Origin of the sequence: Lewinella sp. LCG006 (assembly GCF_040784935.1) — a bacterium.
GTDB lineage: Bacteria > Bacteroidota > Bacteroidia > Chitinophagales > Saprospiraceae > Lewinella.
The window spans coordinates 1,676,200-1,699,452 of sequence record NZ_CP160680.1 but is presented as its reverse complement, the minus strand read 5'-3'; the positions used below and the strand labels follow the sequence as shown (position 1 = coordinate 1,699,452).

8 protein-coding genes are annotated in these 23,253 nt (G+C 45.3%); 7 read left to right on the top strand and 1 reads right to left on the bottom strand.

Annotated features, from left to right (window positions below; genetic code table 11):
* Window positions 1-66: 66 nt before the first annotated feature.
* Window positions 67-1,038: an SIS domain-containing protein gene (locus AB0L18_RS05645; RefSeq protein WP_367391604.1), complete on the bottom strand. Its 972-nt coding sequence runs from the start codon at window positions 1,036-1,038 to the stop codon at window positions 67-69.
* Between the two features lie 284 nt (window positions 1,039-1,322).
* On the opposite strand from AB0L18_RS05645, the gene recQ reads away from it, so the two are divergent.
* The 7 genes from recQ to AB0L18_RS05610 all read left to right on the top strand — a co-directional run bounded on the left by recQ (window position 1,323) and on the right by AB0L18_RS05610 (window position 22,830).
* On the top strand, window positions 1,323-3,524 hold the full coding sequence (gene recQ / locus AB0L18_RS05640) for a DNA helicase RecQ (protein ID WP_367391603.1): 2,202 nt from the start codon (window positions 1,323-1,325) through the stop codon (window positions 3,522-3,524).
* Window positions 3,525-3,658: 134 nt separating this feature from the next.
* A complete protein-coding gene (gene aroQ / locus AB0L18_RS05635) occupies window positions 3,659-4,072 on the top strand; it encodes a type II 3-dehydroquinate dehydratase (RefSeq protein WP_367391602.1) in 414 nt (137 codons plus the stop codon).
* 503 nt (window positions 4,073-4,575) lie between these two features.
* Window positions 4,576-7,428, top strand: a complete 2,853-nt coding sequence (locus AB0L18_RS05630) for a peroxidase family protein (protein ID WP_367391601.1) — start codon at window positions 4,576-4,578, stop codon at window positions 7,426-7,428.
* A 442-nt stretch (window positions 7,429-7,870) separates the two neighbouring features.
* Window positions 7,871-13,555, top strand: coding sequence for a choice-of-anchor R domain-containing protein (locus AB0L18_RS05625; RefSeq protein ID WP_367391600.1), 5,685 nt, complete (start codon window positions 7,871-7,873; stop codon window positions 13,553-13,555).
* 211 nt (window positions 13,556-13,766) lie between these two features.
* On the top strand, window positions 13,767-14,543 hold the full coding sequence (locus AB0L18_RS05620) for a cohesin domain-containing protein (protein WP_367391599.1): 777 nt from the start codon (window positions 13,767-13,769) through the stop codon (window positions 14,541-14,543).
* 44 nt (window positions 14,544-14,587) lie between these two features.
* Entirely contained in the window at window positions 14,588-21,808 is a 7,221-nt protein-coding gene (locus AB0L18_RS05615) for a cohesin domain-containing protein (protein WP_367391598.1), read from the top strand.
* 101 nt (window positions 21,809-21,909) lie between these two features.
* Complete coding sequence (locus tag AB0L18_RS05610) at window positions 21,910-22,830, top strand: PorP/SprF family type IX secretion system membrane protein (RefSeq protein ID WP_367391597.1); 921 nt, start codon at window positions 21,910-21,912, stop codon at window positions 22,828-22,830.
* Window positions 22,831-23,253 lie beyond the last annotated feature (423 nt).

Sequence of the window (23,253 nt, the reverse complement as noted above, 5' to 3'; positions counted from 1 at the left end):
ATTGTCAAAAAAGGTGACAAAACCTTTCCACCTTTCCAACCCTTATTTTCACCCTTACACCCCTTCTTATATCAACCCTTCTCTGATCAGGTCGTGTAAGTGTACAAAGCCCAGGTAGTGGCCTTCTTCATTGACGACGATGAGTTGGGAAATACTATTGGAACGCATTTTTTCCAAAGCATGAATAGCTAATGCTGTGTCGAGAATGGTACGTGGTTGGGGATGCATGACATCAGCCGCATGGAGCTGGGTAAAGTTGAGCCCTTTTTCGAGCATCCGGCGTAAGTCGCCGTCGGTGATAATACCACAGAGCTTTTCTTCATCATCTACAACGGCAGTCGCACCTAAGCATTTTGCGGTTATTTCCAGAATACTTTCCTGTAGGGTGTTGCCTGGTTTTACCAATGGGCGTTGATTGTTGGGGTAGAGGTCGCTCACCCGCAGGTAAAGCTGTTTGCCCAATGCACCACCGGGATGGTATTGTGCAAAATCTTGTGGGGAAAAGCCCCGCACGGCTAGTAGGGCAGTGGCTAAGGCGTCGCCCATAGCCATTTGGGCCGTAGTGCTAGCGGTAGGAGCGAGGTTGTTGGGTTCTGCCTCCTGGGTAATGGGCGTGTGGAGCAAAAAGTCTGCCTGACGAGCGAGGAAAGAGTCTTCTTTACTCGTCATACCAATAAGTAAATTACCCATATTACGCACCAGAGGGGCAAGGACTTTTATTTCCGCGGTATTCCCGCTTTTTGACAAACAAAGCACCAAATCATAAGGGCGAACCATGCCCAAATCTCCGTGAATAGCATCAGCGGCGTGCATGAAGAGTGCGGGGGTGCCTGTAGAGTTGAGCGTAGCCACAATTTTCTGAGCGACAATCGCGCTTTTACCAACACCGGTCACTACCAAACGCCCTGGTGCTTGGTAAATGGCCTCTACACAAGCAACAAAATCGTCGTTGATAGAAGCAAGGAGCATCTCCAGGGTTGCTATCTCAATAGCAAGGGTCTGTGTTGCCGTGCGGCGGATAATTTCTTTAGTGTTCAAAACTTAGGCAGTGAATGATAAGAAGGTGATTCGTAAGTACAGAAAAAGAGCAAGCTGATAATAAAAGAATAAAAAAAAGCCATTCCATCATTAATCTTATAAAAAATCCTTAAATTTAAACAGCCAAAAAACACCAAACCCTGACAATATTTGGTTTAGCCAAATAAATTCCAACAAAGCATCGGTTAGGATCATTTACCTCAAAACCGATTTTTTCGGCCTTGGGGGTGCTATGTAAATCCTGCCGTAAAATTAGCTAAATTCTAGAGGAAAAGAGTGTTAACATGACTGTTACTAAGTATTCCCTTCACGACGCATTGCAAGAGTATTTTGGATTTGATAAATTCAAAGGGAATCAGGAAGCTATTATCCAAAGTGTCCTCGACGGGAAGGATACCTTCGTGATTATGCCTACAGGCGGCGGCAAATCACTTTGCTACCAGTTGCCTGCATTGATTCTTGAAGGTACAGCCTTGATTATTTCTCCGCTGATTGCGTTGATGAAAAATCAAGTAGATTCCATTCGTGGTTATAGCCAACAGGATGAAGTAGCGCATTTCCTGAATTCATCGCTTACCAAAGCGCAAATGAAGCAGGTGAAACAAGATATCACGGATGGTAAAACCAAGCTGTTGTTTATCGCGCCTGAGACACTGACCAAGCAAGAAAACATTGAGTTTTTTCAGCAGGTTGATGTTTCCTTTGTCGCTGTGGATGAAGCTCACTGCATTTCGGAGTGGGGCCATGATTTTCGCCCTGAGTACCGGCGTATCCGGCTCATGCTGGATGCTATAGGTGAGCGTATCCCGGTCGTAGCACTTACGGCTACAGCCACTCCAAAGGTTCAATCAGATATTGTGAAGAACCTCAACATGGAGGATCACAATACCTTTATCTCCTCTTTTAATAGAGATAACCTCTATTACGAAGTACGTCCCAAAGGGAAAAAAGAACCAACGATCCGTGACATTATCCAAGTGGTGAAAAACATGGATGGTAAATCAGGGATCATTTATGTACAAAGTCGAAAATCGGCGGAAGAAATTGCCGAAGCCTTATCGGTAAACGATGTAAAAGCCGCTCCTTACCACGCCGGCCTTGATGCCAAGACACGGAGTAACACCCAAGATGCTTTCTTAATGGAAGACATCGATGTGATCGTTGCGACCATCGCTTTTGGAATGGGGATTGACAAGCCAGACGTTCGTTTTGTTATCCATTACGATATTCCGAAGAGTATAGAAAATTATTACCAGGAAACTGGGCGTGCTGGTCGCGATGGCTTGGAAGGTCGCTGTGTCGCATTTTACAGCTATAAAGACATTCTCAAGCTGGAGAAATTTTTGCGTGATAAGCCAGTGTCAGAACGAGAAATGGGCGTTCAATTGATGCAGGAAGTGATGGCTTATGCCGAAACAACAGCCTGTCGCCGTCGTTTTCTGCTACACTATTTTGGGGAAGAATACAACGAAGATAATTGCAATAAAATGTGCGACAATTGTCGCCATCCTAAAGAGAAAGTAGAAGTAAAAGAGGAGGTGCTGATTGCCTTGAAGGCAGTGGTACAGCTCGACGAAAATTATGGTATCAAAACCCTCATTGATTTCATTAAAGGAAAAGGAACCAAAGAAATCAAAGACTTTCGTTTTGACCAGCGCGCAGGATTTGGCGCAGGTAAAGACAAGGATGATACTTTTTGGAGTAGTGTTATTAGACAAGCACTTCTTAATAATCTGATTTACAAAGATGTAGAAACTTACGGGTTGTTGAAGATGCACCCAGCAGGACACGCTTTTATAGCGGCACCAACGAGCTTTGAAATACCAATCGATCACAACTACGAGGCTGAAATGGCCGAAGCTCGCAGTGAAAGTAATGTCAAGGTTTCGGTACTTGATGACCAGTTGTTGAAAATGCTGAAGGATTTGCGTCGGAAAGAAGCCAAGCGGCAGGACGTACCTCCCTTTGTTATCTTCCAAGATCCAAGCTTGGAAGATATGGCTACTCAATACCCGATTACGCTGGATGAAATGGCCCATGTCTCGGGAGTGAGTGTAGGAAAAGCCCGCCGCTATGGTCGACCATTCCTGGAGCTGATCGAGGCTTATGTGGAGGCCAATGAAATTATTCGCCCGACGGAATTTGTGGTGAAACAAGTCGCTAACAAATCCCGGATGAAGGTGAGCATTATTCAGGGTATCGATCGGAAAATTCCATTGGAAGATCTAGCCAGTTCGAATAGCCTCTCTATGGAAGATCTAATGGAAGAATTAGATGCCATTGTAACTTCCGGCACCAAGGTGAACCTTGATTATTACCTTGAAGACAATCTTGATGAAGACGCACGGGAAGATATCATGGATTACTTCATGCAAGCCGAATCCGACTCAGTGGAGGTCGCTTTTGCTGAACTAAAAGAGGATGATATCACCATGGAAGAAATTCAGTTAGTAAGGATCAAGTTTCTTTCCGATATGGCCAACTAGGAACAGCACGAAAAGAATAAGCGATTTTGTTTTTCATAATAGTTGAATAAGCGATTCATTTTAAGCGTTTTAACTATTTGAAAAACTTGAAAAAATCGCGTATTCTTTTCTGCGCAATATTTAAATGTTTTCTGATGGAGATCATTATCATCAATGGGCCCAATCTTAATTTGCTTGGGCGCCGGGAGCCGGAAATTTATGGAGAAGATTCTTTTGAAGATTTTCTGCTCCACTTGAGAGGTCTTTTCCCAGAAGTGAGCCTTCACTACTTTCAATCTAATTCAGAAGGGGAGCTTATTGATAAGTTGCACGAGGTTGGTTTTAGTTATGACGGGATTATTCTCAACGCAGGAGCTTATACGCATACCTCATTAGCCATAGCAGATGCCGTGGCGGGTATTGATACGCCAGTCGTTGAGGTTCATATTTCCAATGTATACAAGCGGGAGTCTTTTCGCCAACACTCTTATCTCTCGCCCCATTGTGAAGGAATCATTGTCGGTTTTGGTCTGCGAGGGTATGAATTAGCAGTGCATTACCTGCTTTGAGGGACGTTAATTTTCGACCAATATTAATACGGTAAGTGGTAAAAAAATGAAGGATATCTCGCTAGAGACACCCTTCACGATGAAATCACCCGACTGTTGTATCCAAAACAGTTCGATCAAATTTAACATTTTCTTCACAACTTGACCAACTGTGCTCTTTTTTTTTGCGTTACTTCTCCACGTGAAGGGATAATTCTTGCTGTTTCAGTTAATTACTGACGAATAAATGACACTATGTCTATTTGTTGATGTAATTTTTTAGCGTGTTGCTGAAGGTAAATATTTCATTTCAGGCATATTCCAATGACAAAAATCGACATTGATTGTTATGCTGTGGTGATGGTATAATTCATTTGCTTTTAGCTAGAAGGCGATATTGAAAAAAATCATCACAACAATTGATTAATTTTTCATAGATGTGACAGATGTCACTATTAACTTACTTGTAGAAGAAGTACCTTTGATAATGACTTTTCTCCCATGAACGATCAAAGCTTACCGCTATGACAAAAAAACTACTTTATTCCAGTCTACTTCTGTTGAGCGCATTTAATTTATGCCTGGCACAGGTGCAAGATGTCATCAATTACCGGACCATAGATGGTTCCCAGAATAACCTTGCTAACCCTCTTTGGGGGGCTGCGCATACACCATTATTACAGCGAACAACCATAGGTTTTGCCGATGGCTACAGTACACCAGGTGGGAGTACTCGTCCTAATCCCCGAGAAGTATCGAACAGCCTGTTTAATCAGGATTCTCCTCTTAGTGATCCATTAGGGCTCAGTGATTTTATTTGGGTATGGGGCCAGTTTATTGACCATGATCTTGGGCTTACAAGTGATGGGCCGGAGCCATTAATTATTAATGTACCTGCGGGTGATCCCTGGTTTGATCCGCTGGGGATGGGTATGGCAATTATACCAATGCATAGAAATGCCTTTGACCCTGCGTCTGGTACAGAGCCTAATAACCCACGGCTCTACATCAATGAAATTACAGCTTTTCTTGACGCTTCCGGTGTCTACGGATCAGATCTTGATCGTGCCAACTGGTTGAGGTCTTTTTCAGGAGGAGAGTTGAAAGTTTCTACAGGGAACCTATTACCTTATAATACGGTAACGGGAGAATTTGATGATCCTATCGACCCTAACTCTCCCCACATGGATAATGCTACGGGGATTTCCAATGTTATTTTTGTTGCGGGAGATTCGCGTGCTAGTGAAAACCCTTTACTGGCAACGATGCACACGCTCTTTGTAAGGGAACACAACCGACAGTGTAAATTGCTAGCAGCAAGGAATCCGGAATGGACGGACGAAGAACTCTACCAGCATGCCCGTAAAATTGTGGGTGGTTTGATCCAGTCGATCGTTTATGATGAGTGGTTGCCAGCTATAGGTTTACAGTTGGATCCCTATATGGGGTATAATGAGGATTCAAATCCACAGTTGTTCAATGTGTTCACAGCAGCAGCGTTTCGTATGGGACACACGCTGCTGAGTTCAAACTTGATGCGACTTGATAACCAGGGAAATGTCATTCCTCAAGGTAATATGACCTTGCAGGATGCTTTCTTCAATCCTTATGCTATTCAGGAAACAGGAGGAATTGAACCTTTCTTAAAAGGAATGGGAGTTCAGGTTCAGCAAAAATTTGATTCCAAAGTTATTGGCGATGTTCGCAACTTCTTATTTGGTCAGCCAGGCTTTGGTGGTCTTGATTTAGCTTCTATTAATATCAACCGTGGGCGGGAGCGAGGTTTGCCGGACTTTAATACAGTTCGTGAAAATTTCGGATTAGCACCTTATAACTTTTTTCAACAAATCAATTCGAGCGCTGCTGTATTTACACGATTATTGTCTTTGTATACAAATATTGATGATATCGACCCATGGGTAGGGATGCTGGCCGAACGCACGGTACCAGGGTCAATTTTTGGACCTACCCTACATGAAATTTTACGCCAGCAATTTACGGCATTACGTGACGGTGACCGCTTTTATTATTGGAACGATCCGGTTCTTACTGAATCCGAAAAAAACTATATTCATAATACGACTCTGCGAGATATTATCATGTACAATACAGATATTAATCTCATGCAGGACAATGTCTTCGGGGCTTTACCACATCAGGAAATTTGTGACAACATGACCCTGAACCTTAGTGGTCAAATAAGAACACCGAATGGGGTTCCTGTTCCAGGGGTAGCATTGGAGCTTACTTTTGGTACCGAATTGGAGACACAATCTTCTGATGGGAATGGAACTTATGGTTTTTCAGAAATGCGTTTTTGTGACCTCAACCTATTACTTCCGGTATTGAATGAGGATTTTCTCAATGGCGTATCTACATTTGATATTATCCAAATACAGAGGCATATTTTAGGGATATTACCCTTTACTAGCCCCTACCAACAGATTGCCGCCGATGTCAACGCAAGTGGTACCATCACTACTGTTGACCTTATAAGGTTACGAAAAGTAATCTTGGGAATCGATACTGATTTTGGTGAGAATACTTCCTGGCGATTTATTTTGGGAGCTTATGAATTCCCTGAAGGAGAGAACCCTTTGTCGCAGGATTTTCCAGAATGGTTGGATTTTTATTCAGAACATGCTGCTGATTATAACAGTGGTTTCATTGCTGTAAAGGTTGGTGATGTCAACAACAGTGTCGAACCATTGCTCGAAGGTCTAGCTGAGGAGCGTTCTTCACAATCAGCATTAGCCTTGGTTTTTGAGAATCAACAGCTGAAAACTGGAGAGTTGACCACTGTTAGTTTTGATCTACAATCTAGTGACGCATTGAGTGGTTGGCAATTCAGCTTGGGTTTCAAGGGGGCTGAAATTGTAGAAGTTTCGGGTGATTTTTCTCCAGAGTATCTGGCGAATTTGGGTAGTGAGCTTAGAATGAGCTGGAATACGCCTGATGCTAATCTGGCTAAAGGACAACTTCACTTGACCATATTACCGAATTTGGATATCGAGTTGGCAGATGCTGTTCTTCTTGAGCGGAGCTTAAAGGCAGAGGCTTATGATACTCAAGGAGGAGTATTTGGGGTTGCGTTGGAAGCTACTCCTACGAATGCTTTCATCTTTTTAGGGCAAAATGAACCCAATCCTTTTCGTGCGCAAACACAAATTCCTTTTTCCTTAAGCAAGGCGGAAGAAGTAAGTTTTAAGCTTTTTTCTGCTGATGGTACAGTAATTTATACCAATCGCCAATACCTCTCTTCAGGAAACCACACCTGGGAGGTTGACAACAATATTCTTGGTGAAGAAGCAGGAGTTTACTTTTATCAGATTACAACCGATACTGGGACAATCGTAAAAACAATGGTGAAGCAGTAAAAACAACTACTTGTAATACGTTATTCGTTAGCGAATTAGGTGTTTTTTTTGACTATTTTTTGTTAAAAAACACACCTAATTCTTTTTTTTATGGATAAAAACATAAATTTGCAATAACAATAATCCCATGAATGAAGTTTGCGGATAAAATTCTTTATTTGCATCACCTTTTACACCATCCAATCGCAGACCTATTTTGTTTGCCAATTACTTTAGATTATTGTTAGTTGAATAAAATAAAATTCCTAGTGAGGCTTTTGCTTTTTCTGGGGTATTATACATAGTGTTTATTCACAATGTTTTATATTGTGACGATTTTTGACGACGACCAAAAAATAGTGCTGGACAATTGTGATCAAAAACAGTTGTCTGGACGACCTAGACCGTGCTATTGATTAGCGCATACATAACCTTATTTTTATTCATAACAAATTGTAATCTTATGCAAACATTTAGACAATGTTTGAGCAATGCTACCAAACTAATCAGCGCGCTGATGGTATTGGGTGGTCTTGCTTTTGCTGTTCCAGTAATGGGACAGAATTTTAGCTCAGCCAGCGACGGTTGGGCATCTGGAGCCGCTGCTGCAGGAAACTGTATTGGTGATCTTCCGTCTTACGACAATACTGCTGGCCCATTTGTCAACGGAATTACGTCTCAGGTATGGACCAACTTTGGAGGTAATGCAACCTACGGGGCAGAAGATTTTGTTTCTCCTGCAGTAGGTTCATCTCTGTGTTCGGTTAGTGTACCTGGTACCGAAGAAACTGCCGGTTTTATTTCTACCAGTACTGTTCGTGTAATTATTTGGGCAGATGCAGGGGGAGAACCTGGTGCTGCTATTTACACAAACGACTTTGCAGGTGCTGATGTTGATCCAGAAGGAGATGCAGACCTTTTCATTGAATTTACTGATGAAGTTGTTTTAACCCCGAGTACCCGCTACTGGGTAACGGTTGCTCCTTTAGCAGAAAGTGCCACCCAGTGGTTCTGGGAGGTTACGAGTACCATTGTTGGACTACCAGGTCAGTGGCAGCACCAAACTGGCGGGCCATTTAATGGAGTTACTACATGTGATGACAATTGGGGTGCACTCGGTGCAGACTGTCTTGGACCACTCGGTGTTCCAGGTGTAGAATATGGCATGATGGTTATGTTCAACGAAATCGAAACTCCATGTGACGAAGAATTGAACGTCGCTTGCATCGCAAACGTAAACGTTACCCTAGGTGCTGAATGTATGGCTACGATCACTCCTCAAATGGTGATGACGGGTAACATTCAGTGTGCTGAAGAAATTGTTATCACTGTTGATGGTGGTAACACTAACGTTATTTCTGGTTGTGGTACCCACACTTACATGGCTGAAGCATACATCAATGGTGCTTTGGTTTACACTTGTTGGGGTAACATCTTCGCCGAAGACAAGACCAACCCAGTAGTTACTTGCCCAGCGAACACAAGCACCGTAACGCAGGACTATGCTGCTCACCAAGCAAGTGGTAACCTAAGTGCTGCTGATGCAACCTTGAACTTCAACAACTACAGCTGTTTGAACCAGGGCTTCCTGGCTGACGGTGTGCACAACTATGACGTAGTAACTTTCACTACGCCAGACTTTGCTATTCCTGTTGACGTATACACGATCTTGATGGAAACTGCATGGGGTGATGGAAGCATGTTCCTGTTCCAGGGTGGTTTCGATCCTACAGCACCCTGTGAGAACCTCATCGGTTCATCTGACGATGCTTTCGTACCTGGAGGTAACCCATTCGATCCAGCGCTACGTTTGAGCCTGCCTTTGTTGCCTAACACGACCTATACCTTGGTATTGACCAACTGGTTGACGACGCAGTTTGGTAACTGGACGGTAAGCATCTATTCTGATAACAACACGGGTGTTTCTGGTCCAGAATTTACCCCTGTAAATATTACCGATACCCGTGATTTAGTATGTGACGATATCAACTTCATCCGCTTCCAGACGCCTCAGTCATGGATTGCAAGTGCAGATGGTACCTTGAACTTCACGGCTACGCGTAACACCTTCTTTGGAGGTAGCACTGCTGCTTTGAATGCTTTCATTGCAAAAGTAAACCTGACTGGTTTCCCTGTAGTTGGCGACAACTGTGGTCCTGTAAAAGTTACCCTTTCTGATGCAGTAAGTGCTGCAGGTGATTGTGGTGATGTAACGCTTTCACGTACGTTCACGGTCTCAGACCGTTACGATGGTGTATGTGTAGGTGCTCCACGCACGGCAGCATGTACGCAGACGATTACTTTCCGTAAGCCAACGATTGGCGACTTGGTATTCCCTCCATTTGTAGCTCCTTTGGAGTGTGACGAGAACTTCGCTGTTGATGCAAACGGTAATCCTCACCCATCAGCATCTGGCTACCCATGGTTGCGTACGGCATTTGGTTTCTACGACCTTGATCAGATTTACTGTAACATCGGAGCTTCTTACTCTGATGAGCCACGTATCACTGTTTGTGAAGGTACTTACAAGCTCCGTCGTGAGTGGAACATCATCGACTGGTGTAACCCAGGCGGTTCTGGTACGCTTCAGCAGTTGATCAAAGTATTTGATGCTACTGGCCCAGTAATCACTGGCATTCCAGCAGTAATCAACGTATCTACTTCACCATTCAGCTGTTTGGCGAACGTAGCGATTCCATGTCCTACCCTTACTGACGGCAACGGATGTTCAAGCGTAGCTGGCACGACTTACACGGTACTTGCTTTCGGCGAATCATTCTTCGCTGGTGGTGACTTGTGTGACGGAGATGTAGTATCAGCACCAATTGGTGAGCACATCCTGATCATCTGTGCCGAAGATGACTGTGGCAACGAAACTTGTGAAGAGTACGACTTGATCGTAACGGACGAGATTGAGCCAAGTGCATCATGTGACGACGAATTGAACGTATCTATTGGCGGTGGTGACTCAGCCAGCGGTATCCTGGGTATCGCACGCATCTTTGCTTCTGACGTTGACGAAGGTTCTAACGACAACTGTGGAGCAGTAACTTTGGAAGTACGTCGTAACTACTGGCGCAACAACACTTGTGATGCAAGTGCTAACCGTTGGAGCCCATGGGGCGACTTTGTAGACTTCTACTGCTGTGATATCGACAACGAAATCACGATCGAACTACGTGTAACTGACGAGTCAGGAAACGAGAACATCTGTTGGATGGTGATCACTCCAGAAGATAAATTGAACCCATTCTGCTACGCACCAGCACCAGTAACATTGACTTGTTCTAACTTGCCATTGGCTTTCCCTGGTGATATTGCTACGGCTTACGACGAAGACTTTGCTGCTACTTCTATCATGATGAGCTCTATCTTCGGCGGCGCAACGGGTACAGACAACTGTGCTGTTGACACCATCGTAGAGCGTACGCCAAACATCCAGGTTAACGATTGTGGTTGGGGAACTATCACCCGCCGTTTCGAAGCTTGGCAGTTGCGCCCAGAGGGCGATGCTAACGGCAACGGAGCTATCGACATCAACGAAGTATTCCGTTCGACGAACAGCTGTAGCCAGCTGATCACGATCACGGAAGTACACGACTTCACGATCGACTTCCCAGAAGATGCTGACGCTGACTGTGGTGATCCTGATGTACCAACGATCATTACGACCACTGTAGGTTGTGATGTATTGAGCGTAAACATTGGCGATCCAGTACGTTTCTCAGCAACTGGCGACGAGTGTTACAAGTTGAGCATCACTTACGATGTGATCAACTGGTGTGTATGGGATGGTGAGTACACTGGTTTGGTACTTCCTCGTATGACGGAAGACGACGGTGAGGCACTTCCTGTAGACCGTTCAGTAGAAGGTAACGAGCGCCCAGTAGTACGGGTGGTGAGTGGCTTTGGCCCAGTAGACAACAACTGTGATAACGTAGCTGACGCTCAGCAAGGTATCCAGTACACAGTAGTAATCGACCGCGATCACAACGATCGTGACGGAGATTCTGATATTCCTAACACCGTATACGACAACATCCCAGGTAACAACATCGGTTGTATTCCTGCTGACCAGTTTGGTCGTCGTAACTTCGGTCGTTACATCTACACGCAATTCGTGAAAGTATACGACTCAACCGCACCAGTAGTAACTGTTGGTGAGTACGGAGGTCCTACAGCTAACTGTCCTGACCTATTAGCTGGTCAGTTTGGTGATGACGACGGCAACTGTGAAGAAGCAGTAAGCATTCCATTCAGCGTAGCTGACGAGTGTGAATTGTTTGACGGTGACGGAAACTTGGTAGTAAGCCTGGTATCCGCACAGCTAGACGCATTTGCAGTAGACGCTAACGGCGACGGCGACATCAAGTCGAACGAATTCGTAGCAGACTTGAACGTATTGGGTAACATCACCGACAACGGTGACGGTACTTACGTATTTGCAGGTACTTTCCCAATCATTACTTCTGCAATGGGAGATAACATCTACCACGCAGTACGCGTATTGTTTGAGGACGGTTGTGGTAACCAGACCAGCGAGACCATCGTGTTCGATGTGATCGACTGTAAAGGACCAGCACCAGTATGTATCAACGGTTTGACTGTAACCTTGATGCCTCAGGAAGAAGGAGGTTGTGCCATGGCTATCTGGGCTTCTGACTTCGAAGGTTCACCAATCAGTGACTGTACTGGTCAAGGACCAGAACTGTTCGGTGGTCTACCTCGCGTGACGAAGTACGCTATCTACCGTGCAGCAGATGTAGAAGCTGATCCTAACTTCGTACCAAGCCCAGATGATACTGGATTGGTATTGACGCAAGATGACGAAGCTACGACAGTAGTCTACGTATACGCTTTCGACGAAGAAGGTAACTACGATTACTGTGAGACTTATGTATTGGTACAGCAGCACGTTGACTGTGGTCCTGATGGTGGCACTGGAACTATCCAGGGTGTTATCGCTACAGAAAACAACGAAACGGTAGAAGGTGTGGAAGTAAGTGTTAACGGAAACGTTGCCACAATGACGACCAACGCTAACGGAACGTTCAGCTTTGAATTGCCTGCAGGAGGTGACTACTCTGTAGCTCCTTACCTGAATGCAAACTTCTTGAACGGCGTATCTACATTTGACCTTGTACTGATGAGCAAGCACATCTTGGGCGTACAGCCTTTGAACAGCCCTTACAAGTACATCGCAGCTGACGTTAACAACTCAGAGACGATCACTACCCTGGATATGATCCAGTTGCGTAAGTTGATCTTGAACATTGATACGGAATTCGCGAACAACACGAGCTGGCGCTTTGTGAATGCAGACTTTGTATTCCCAGTAGCAAACAACCCATGGTTCACTGAATTCCCAGAAGTAGCTAACGTTAACAACTTACCTGAAGCAGTATTGACTGCCGACTTTGTAGGTGTTAAGATTGGTGACGTAAACGGTTCTGCACAAGCCAATGCTTTGGCTGGTGACGATCGTACGTTGAACGGTCAGTTCAACTTCGAAGTAGAGAACGTAAGCGTGAAAGCTGGTAACGTATACACGGTAGCATTCCGTGGTGCTGATATGGCATCAGTAGAAGGCTTCCAGGGTACCTTGAACTTGAACGGAGCAGAGTTGGTAGACATCGAGTACGGTGTAGCTACAGCTGAGAACTTCGGTATGCGTTACGCTGCTGAAGGTATGATCACTGCTTCTTGGAACGGTAAAGCTACTTCTGAGGACGTATTGTTCAGCCTGGTAATCCGCCCAACAGTGGATGCTGAGTTGAGTGACGTAATCAATGTATCTAGCCGTTACACTGCTGCTGAAGCTTACGGAAATGGTAACACCATGAACGTAGGCGTAAACTTCTCTAACGGAGCAGTTGCTGTAGCAGGTTTCGAAGTATACCAGAACACGCCAAACCCATTCGCAGCAACAACCTTGATCGGTTTCAACTTGCCAGCGGATGCAGAAGCAACCGTAACGATCAGCGACGCTAGTGGTCGCGTACTGACTGTAGTACGTGGTGATTACGCAGCTGGTTACAACACGATCAACTTGACCAAGGAGATGATCCAAGGTGCAACGGGTGTATTGACTTACACGGTAACTGCCGGTGAGTTCACTGCAACCAAGAAGATGATTGCTGTAAAGTAATGATAGATGGTTATAGGGCAAATTTGTGAATTTGCCCTATTCCAATAAATACGCTAACGAACGGCGGTACCCTTTCAGGGTGCCGCCGTTCGTGTTTTTTGAAGATGACTTGAAGGACTATTCTTAAGAAAAAATAATGCTTCATTACTTACCATAAAATTTTGTAACTTGCACCAATATTTTTATTGAGTAACTTAATTTACATAATCCCATGAAGTTTCAACTATCCCAATGCTTTGGGGTTATCTCTTTGTTGCTTGTGTCGTTATCTCTTACCGCACAAGACACCCCCTCTATTTATATTAATGACAATCAGGTTGAACCGGGTCAGACCATCGATGTCAATGTTCTTGTGAGTAATTATAATGACATTGTCTCTTCCGCATTTAGTGTGACTTGGGACTCTATGGTGCTGCGATACGTTGGCGTAGATAACATTGCATTTGGACTTTCTGAAGATGACAACTTCAATGCAATGAATGCTAGCGGAGGAGAGTTGACCTACTTGTATTTTGATAACTCTCTCTCTGGAAATACGCTAAGTGATGGAGGATCACTCTTCACTTTGCAACTAGAAGTGATTGGCGCAGAAGGAGAGCAGACGATGGTAGACTTCGGAGGCTTAATGGAAGTCGTTGATACTTCTGTCGTTGACCTAAATGCTGAATTTTCAGGAGGTCTAATTACGATTGGTGAAATCAACAGCACTTCGATCGTCGAGAATCTCCCCATGCGAGCGGAAGTATCTCCTAATCCATTCTCAAAGAATGCTAATGTGTTGATTGAACTTAATGAAGGAGGAGAAATCTTCTGGACATTAAGTGAAGTTAGTGGTCAGCGTATCAAGGACGGAAAGGTTACTTTTAGCCCTGGAAGCCATGTGCTTGAATTAGAAAATACACTTTTTAAACATACTGGTGCCTACATTTTGCAACTTCAGATGGGTGATACCTTTATTACCCGCCGATTGCTTCGTGTAGCACCTTAGTTAGACGGACTACTTTAATCATACATCCCAAATTCCCCACAACCATGAACGGACTGCTAAAACACCTGTTCACTGGACTACTATTGCTGTGTTTTATACAGTTAGTAGCCCAGCCGACTTTTACACTTTCTCCCTCTACCAACACTGTCACTCAAGGTAATACTTTTACCGTTGATGTCAGGGTTAGTAATTTTACCAATGTCGCTAGCATTCAGTTTCCTATAACATGGAATCCTGCGATCATTAGTTATCAATCTATCTCAAATATCAACGCTACGGCTCTTCCCGGGCTTACCACCAGTTCTTTTGGTGTGCCAGGTTCGGGAAATGCGCCTAACGACAGGGTTATTTTGAGTTGGAATCACCCTAATTTTACGGGTGTCAGTCTTGCGGACCAGACGGTACTGTTTTCTCTGACTTTTCGAGGAGAATTGAATGGAACCACTCTGATTGAGTTCAATGAAAATTTACCACAATCCATAGAAATTCTTAATCCACAAGGAATCGACCTGGGATTTGTAGGTAATGATGCCGCGGCTACTGTTAGTGGTGGAGGCGGTACTCCTACAGGTTTTACCTTGAGCCTTGCAGATGTATCAGCGAATCAAGGTGATAATATCTGTTTGCCCGTAACGGTGAATGATTTCAATAACATTCTAGGTATGCAGTTTAGTATCAACTATAATGCTGCTGCTTTGACGTTTACGGGGTCTCAAAATTTTAATGCGGCTTTGGTTGGGTTTACTTCTGCGTCCATCGGTAATCCTACCCCTGGAAACTTGACCTTTACCTGGAATGACCCCTTTGCTGCTGGCGTGACATTGCCTAACGGTGCCACCTTGTTGGAATTGTGCTTTACGGTAACGGGCAGTACGACTACCACTGTTAGTTTTTCAGGTACTCCTACGCCGATAGAAATTATTGATGGCAACGAAATGAATGTCCCTTTCAATAGTGAAAGTGGAACCGTAACTGTTGGCGGCAGTGGTGGGCCTACAGGTTTTACCTTGAGCCTTGCAGATGTATCAGCCAACCAAGGCGACAATGTCTGTTTGCCAGTAACAGTGAATGATTTCAATAACATTCTAGGTATGCAGTTTAGTATCAATTATGATCCTGCTGCTTTGATGTTTACGGGGTCGCAAAATTTTAATGCGGCTTTGGTCGGATTCACTTCCGCTTCCATCGGCAATCCTACTCCCGGCAATCTGACTTTTACTTGGAACGATCCCTTTGCTGCTGGTGTAACATTGCCTAATGGTGCTACCTTGTTGGAACTGTGTTTTACCGTAACAGGCAATTCTACCACGACCGTCAGTTTCTCAGGTACTCCCACTCCTATAGAAATCATTGACGGTAACGAAATGAATGTCCCTTTCAATAGTGAAAGTGGAACCGTAACTGTAGGAGGCTCTGGCCCACTACCTATTACACTAACCCTTGCAGATGTATCTGCAGACCAAGGCGACAATGTTTGTTTACCGTTGACGGTAACGAACTTTACGAATATCACAAGCATGCAGTTCAATGTGAACTACAATGCTTCCATTCTGAGTTTTTCCGGTGCTCAAAACTTTAATGCGACTTTACCCGGTTGGGGAGCGGCTTCCATCACGAACCCTTCACCAGGGGTATTAACCGTGAATTGGAGCAACGCAACAGGTGTAACGTTGGCCAATAACGCTTCACTGGTACGGCTATGTTTTGATGTTACAGGGAATACAACCTCTGATGTAACCATCCCAGTTCCACGTACGATCCAAAATGGTGATGGTGCTGCTGTTAACAGCACCGTGAATAGTGGTACCGTAACCGTGAGCCCCCCTCTTGACGGTTTCACGTTGATCCTTGCGGACGCCACGGCCAACCAAGGCGACAATGTTTGTTTGCCGGTAACGGTGAATGACTTCAACAACATCCTTGGTATGCAGTTCAGTATCAATTACGATCCTGCTGCCTTGACCTTTACGGGTGCACAAAACTTTAATGCAGCGCTGGTCGGTTTCACTGCTGGTTCGGTAGGCAACCCAACCCCGGGCAATCTTACCTTTACCTGGAACGATCCTTTAGCTACGGGGGTCACGCTACCCAATGGTGCGACCATCTTTGAATTGTGCTTTGATGTTTTGACAAACGAAAGCACGACGGTGGTCTTCTCTGGAATGCCTACGCCAATTGAAGTTATTGATGGCGACGAGATGGAGGTTCCATTTACCGGTTTGCCGGGAACGATCAGTCCTCCAACGAGTGGCCCTCTACCGATTACGCTGACGCTGGCAGATGTATCTGCCGATCAGGGCGACAATGTTTGTTTACCGTTGACGGTAACGAACTTTACGAATATCACGAGCATGCAGTTCAATGTGAACTACAATGCTTCCATTCTGAGTTTTTCCGGTGCGCAAAACTTTAATGCGACTTTACCCGGTTGGGGAGCGGCCTCCATCACGAACCCTTCACCAGGTGTACTGACCGTGAGCTGGAGCAACGCTACGGGTGTAACGCTTGCGAATGCTGCGTCACTGGTTCGACTGTGTTTCAATGTTACAGGGAGCACCACTTCTGATGTTACGATTCCTTCTCCACGAACTATCCAAAATGGTGATGGTGCTGCTGTTAACAGCACCGTGAACAGTGGTACCGTAACCGTGAGCCCTCCTCTAGAAGGTTTTGGACTAATCCTTGCCGATGCAACAGCCAGCCAAGGCGACAATGTCTGTTTGCCGGTAACGGTGAATGACTTCAACAACATCCTTGGTATGCAGTTCAGTATCAATTACGATCCTGCTGCCTTGACCTTTACGGGTGCACAAAACTTTAATGCAGCGCTGGTCGGTTTCACTGCTGGTTCGGTAGGCAACCCAACCCCGGGCAACCTTACTTTTACCTGGAACGATCCTTTAGCTACGGGTGTCACGCTACCCAATGGTGCGACCATCTTTGAATTGTGCTTTGATGTTTTGACAAACGAAAGCACGACGGTGGTCTTCTCTGGAATGCCTACGCCGATTGAGATCATTGATGGCGACGAGATGGAGGTTCCATTTACCGGTTTGCCTGGTACGATCAGCCCTCCTACGAGTGGCCCTCTACCCATTACGTTTACGTTGACGGATGTGACGGCCAACCAAGGTGACAATGTTTGTTTACCCATCAGGGTAACCAACTTCACCAATATTACCAGCATGCAGTTCAATATCAACTACAATGCTGCAATACTGAGCTATACCGGAGCGCAAAATTTCAATATTATGTTGCCTGGTTGGGGTGCAGCCTCCATCACCAACCCCTCGCCGGGAGTATTGACCGCAAGCTGGAGTAATGCTACGGGTATTACGCTTACCGACAATAGCTCTTTGGGTAGAATTTGTTTTGATGTTGTTGGTACTACCACCTCTGACGTCACCATGCCTTCTCCACGGACGATTCAAAATGGAGATGGTGACGCTGTCAACAGTACAGTGAATAGTGGTACTGTAACCATCAATCCTTTGGTGGAAGGCTTTGCGCTGATCCTTGCGGACGCTACGGCGATGACAGGTGACAATGTTTGTTTACCGGTAACGGTGAATGACTTCAACAACATCCTTGGTATGCAGTTCAGTATCAATTACGATCCTGCTGTGCTGGTATTTACAAGTACTCAGAATTTCAACCCTTCTTTGGTTGGATTTACCACTGCCTCGGTAGGAAACCCACCTCCGCCCGGCAACCTGACGACCACTTGGAATGACCCCTTCGCAAATGGGGTTACTTTGCCAAATGGTGCTACGATCTTTGAAGTGTGTTTTGATGTTATCGGTAGTGTTACTACTACCGTGTCTTTCTCTGGAATGCCTACTCCGATTGAGGTCATTGATGGCGACGAGATGGAGGTTCCATTTACGGGTGTACCAGGGACGATTACGATTGGCCAGATGGGATCAGGAACCTTTGCGGCAAGCCTCTCAACGGTAGAAGCTTGTACGGGGGATAACTTCTGTATGGACTTTACGGCTTCTACTTTTACCGACATTAAGGGCATGCAGTTTAGCATTACCTACAACAGTACTGATTTGAGCTTTGCGCAGATCAGTAACATCAATGCTGGTTTGCCAGGATTGACGGCAGCCTCGTTCAGTGCCTCTCCCGGGGTGATCAACTTCCAATGGGAAAGCAGTACGGGCAATGCCGTGAGCCTCAATCCTAATTCCGTATTATTCTCTATTTGTTTCAATAAATTGACGAATAACAATAGCACGGTAACAATTGGTAGCAACCCTACACCGATTGAAATTACGGATACCAATGATGATTTGGTCGCCTTCAGTGGGGCAACGGGGCAGGTAACTTGTGACCCTGCCTTACCATTGCAGTTTGGCCAGGTAGATGTAGTCAACCTTACTTGTGCAGACGAACCTATCGGTTCTATCACCATCGTAAGTATGGTAAATGGTTCAGGAAACTATACCTATCAGTGGTCAATTCCAGGTCAGTCTGGACCAAGTGTGACGGGGCGTGGGGCGAGCACGATAACGGTTACTGTTACAGATACCGTTACGGGCATGTCAGTCAGTGGCACCTACAGCATCACTTCGCCACCAGCGATCACTGGTTCGGTAGTGAATATTACGAATATTCTTTGCGCTGGTGACAATACCGGAGCGATCACGATTAGTGCTGGTGGTGGTGTACCGCCTTTGTCTTATAACTGGAGTGGTAGTTTGCCAGACAATGTTACTACCCAATCCAACCTGTCGGCTGGTTCTTATAGCGTGACGATTGTAGACCAGAATGGTTGTGACCAGGTGCTAGGGAATATTTTAGTGAATGAATTGGCGCAGCCGATTGTATTAACTGGTACGGTTGCCCTAATTCCTGGCGGCGGTAGTCCTGGAGGAATCAACCTCACGGTAGCGGGCGGAACCCCAGGTTTCACCTACAGCTGGACGGGCCCTAATGGTTACACCTTCGGTGGGCAAGACCCCAATAATATTCTTACCCCGGGAGAATACTGTGTGACGGTGACGGATGCCGCTGGTTGTATGGCTTCTACCTGCTTCAATGTTTACGAAGTATTGCGGTTGACTTTCTTCACCATTGACGACGCTTGTCCTGGAAGTTGTAATGGCGGGGTCAATATCACGATCGCAGGAGGAAGCTGCCCTGGGATGGAGACTTACCGTTGGATCAATCTGGCGACCAATGCTGATGTAGCATTGACCCAAGACCTGCTGAACGCTTGTGCAGGCACCTACCGGGTGATGATTACGGACTGTGCCGGGACCAGCATTTCTGCTGACTTTACGATTGAAGAAAGTGATCCTATTGTGTTGGAAGCAACGGTAACAGGTGTCACGGGTAGCAATAATGGAACAATCACACTGACAACGGTCAGTGGTGGTAGTGGCAGTGGTTATACCTTTGCCTGGACGGGCCCGAATATGTTTACTTCCAGTATGCAAAACCTGGCCAACCTTGCCTTCGGTACTTACTGTGTGACGGTGACGGACGGAGCAGGGTGTACGCAGTCAGCCTGTTACATGGTTGATTCCGCACCTTTATCAATCGTTCAGTTGGTGACCAACCCTGTTTCGTGTCCTGGAGATACGGATGGTTCGGTTTTCTTCGCTATTGCAGGAGGCCAACAACCAATAAGCATCACGTTGAATGACGGTACGATGGATATTGGCCCATTCTTAGTGAATGATACTGGAGAGCGTACGATCACCAATTTGCCAGCGGGTAATTATACCTATACCATCACCGATAGTGGGATGAACAACTTGCCTGGCAGCTTCACCATAGGATCTCCTGATCCGTTAACCGTAAGCTCGGCGATAATCTTCAATGATACAGAAGATGCTGGTGGTTCTGGTAGTGTGACAATTATGGTGAGTGGAGGAACGGGTATACCGACCATTACCTGGAATGGCTATCCCAACGGGCAGCAGGTGAACCAAATTGTTGGCCCAACGACAATAACCGGTATCATCCGGGACGAAAACAATTGTTCTTTACCAATAAGCTATCAGGTACTGCAAATGACCGAAAGTGCCGTCATCACGGATGCGGGTTGTACGGACAGTATGGATGGATCAATTACCGTTACCGCTGCGGGAGGTACGGAACCCTATACGTATGTCTGGACGGCAGAAGGAAGTAATGATCCCATTTCTATGGATGCATCTATTATGAATTTGTCGCCAAATACTTACACCGTCGTTATCACGGATGGTACTGGTGCTACCTTGATTCGTAACTACGAAATCGAAACCCAGTCGGCCTTTACCGCTTCGGCAGTGGTTTCAGGAGCATTGGATTGTTTTGACTCCACTGACGGAGAAATCCAGGCATCAGTGACCAACAATGGTACCTCTACCAGCTTTACCTATGAGTTTGAACTAGCAGGTGCTATGGTAGGGACGAATACGACAGGCACCCTTGGCAATGCTGCTCCTGGTACCTATACGATTTTTGTGATCGATAACTTCATGTGTGAGCAGCAAACGACCGTACAATTGACCGCTCCACAACCAATGAGTGTTGAAAGTTCGGTCAAGTCAATCAGTTGTGATGGCCGCCAGGACGGAGAGATTTTTGTAGAAGCCATGGGCGGAACAGCTCCTTACAGCTACTCATGGTCAACCGGACAAACTGGTCAGCAACGGACCAACCTGGCTCCGGGTACTTATACCCTGACCGTTACGGATGCAAATGATTGTCAGTTCATTGAAAGCTATGTGGTTGCAGAGTCTGCTCCGATCATTGTAACGATTGAGACAGAGCCTCATACGGATGCCGACAACTGTAATGGTTCGGTGATGGCAATTGTTTTGGGAGGTAACCCTCCTTATACTTACAATTGGCTAAACATTCCTGGCACTCCTAATACTGGAACGGTGACCAACTTGTGTGCAGGTACTTACATGCTCCAAGTGACCGATGCCAGTGGTTGTAGCTCTGAGGTCGTATCGGGCAAAGTAGCTGACGAACGGTTCGAGTGTTTTGAAGATCGCGTAGTCATCACACCTGATGGTAATGGTTCGAACGATGAGTTTATCATCTTCTGTGCGGATGCATTGACGGATAACCATCTGGAGATCTACAACCGCTGGGGACAGCTGGTCTACGAAACCAATAATTACAGCAATGATTGGGAAGGAACTTCCCAGAACGGCGATGATTTACCGGCCGGTCCTTACTACTGGGTACTTGATTATAGTAGCCCTGGAAGTGGAGAACCTTTGCAGAAGCGTGGTTCACTCACCATCGTTCGCGATTAACGAATTTAAGGGGACTGAAAGCAGGCATGTGTACTGCTTTCAGTCCTCCTAACATCCCTATTGTATACTTATAATTCCCAAAACTGATTAAGCTTCCCACCATGAAAAAACTAATACTCCTCCTGGGTTTGGTTAGCGTGTTACAGACTTTAGTCCATGCACAGGACGAAGCACTCTTCATGCACTACAACATCAGCCCCATCCTGATTAATCCAGCAGCTGCGGGTTTTGATGAAACCTATAATCTACAGTTCAATGCTCGAATGCAATGGACTGGATTCGAAGATGCTCCTAAAACCTTTGCTGCTCGGTACAATGGCCCCTTGGGGCGTACGTTCGGCTTGGGTGTTGGTATCTTTTCGGAGACTGCTGCTCAAATGAGCCGTAGCAAACTACAGTTGGATTACGCATTCCGCTACCCAGTCAATGAAGACTGGAAACTGGCGTTTGGTTTCTTTACCGAATTCCAGCAAATGAGGATTGATGGCGATATCACCGACAGCCCTTTTTACGACCCTGCCGACGCTTTGTTGGAAGACCTACTGAATGGGAAAGGGCAGTTTGATGCAGCACTAGGCATATATGGTACCTTCCGTGAGAATACTTACGGTGGACTTACTTTTAACAACCTGGTGAGCAGCCGTTTGTCAGAAATTGCGGGCGTTGGTACCTCAGAATCTTTCTTTAGCTACTACACTTTTAACCTGGGGCACCGCTTTGAACTCACACAGCAAAAAGTGAGTTTGGAGCCTTCGATCCTCTTGCGTCAAATCAGAAATGCACCTTTCCAGATGGACTTGAACCTGAAAGCAGGCTTCCTGGATGAGCAACTGATTGCAGGGCTTTCTTACCGTGCTGGTTTAGGTGCCATGGGGATATTATTAGGAACACGGTTGACAAATTTCAACCTTTACTATTCCTATGATGTGTCTTTCCAACGGTTCCAGAAATACAATACAGGTTCGCACGAGATCACAGTAGCGCTTACCTTTAAAAAGCGGGAAAAGAAAAATAATCAATAATAATTACCGACCCTATTACTAATTCCACGAATCTCTAAAATAGAGAAGTATTCTATAACCCGTTATTGCCACTGTTGGTGATAACGGGTTTTTTCTTTGTCTTGACTTATTTTGGCATGGTAATTGAAATACAGTTATTAGCATTGCATTATAGACCAAAGCCGCCCAATTTTGGGCATCTTTCTGGCGGAAGAGCCTCGTAGTCGAAAGCTTGTTAGCGAGGTAAGACAATGGTTATATAGTGTTCAATGAGGGTTTCTAATGAGTAGGAATCTAAGCTTCGGTTAGTTTTTTCAAGCTTGGGAAAGTAGAGATGATTAGCCGAAGCTTTTTTTGAAAAAATAATTATAAAAATTCTCATATATACGTAACCTTCATGTAAAGCTTGCGTAAAAGACAAATGATAAGGCGATTGGATTGTAT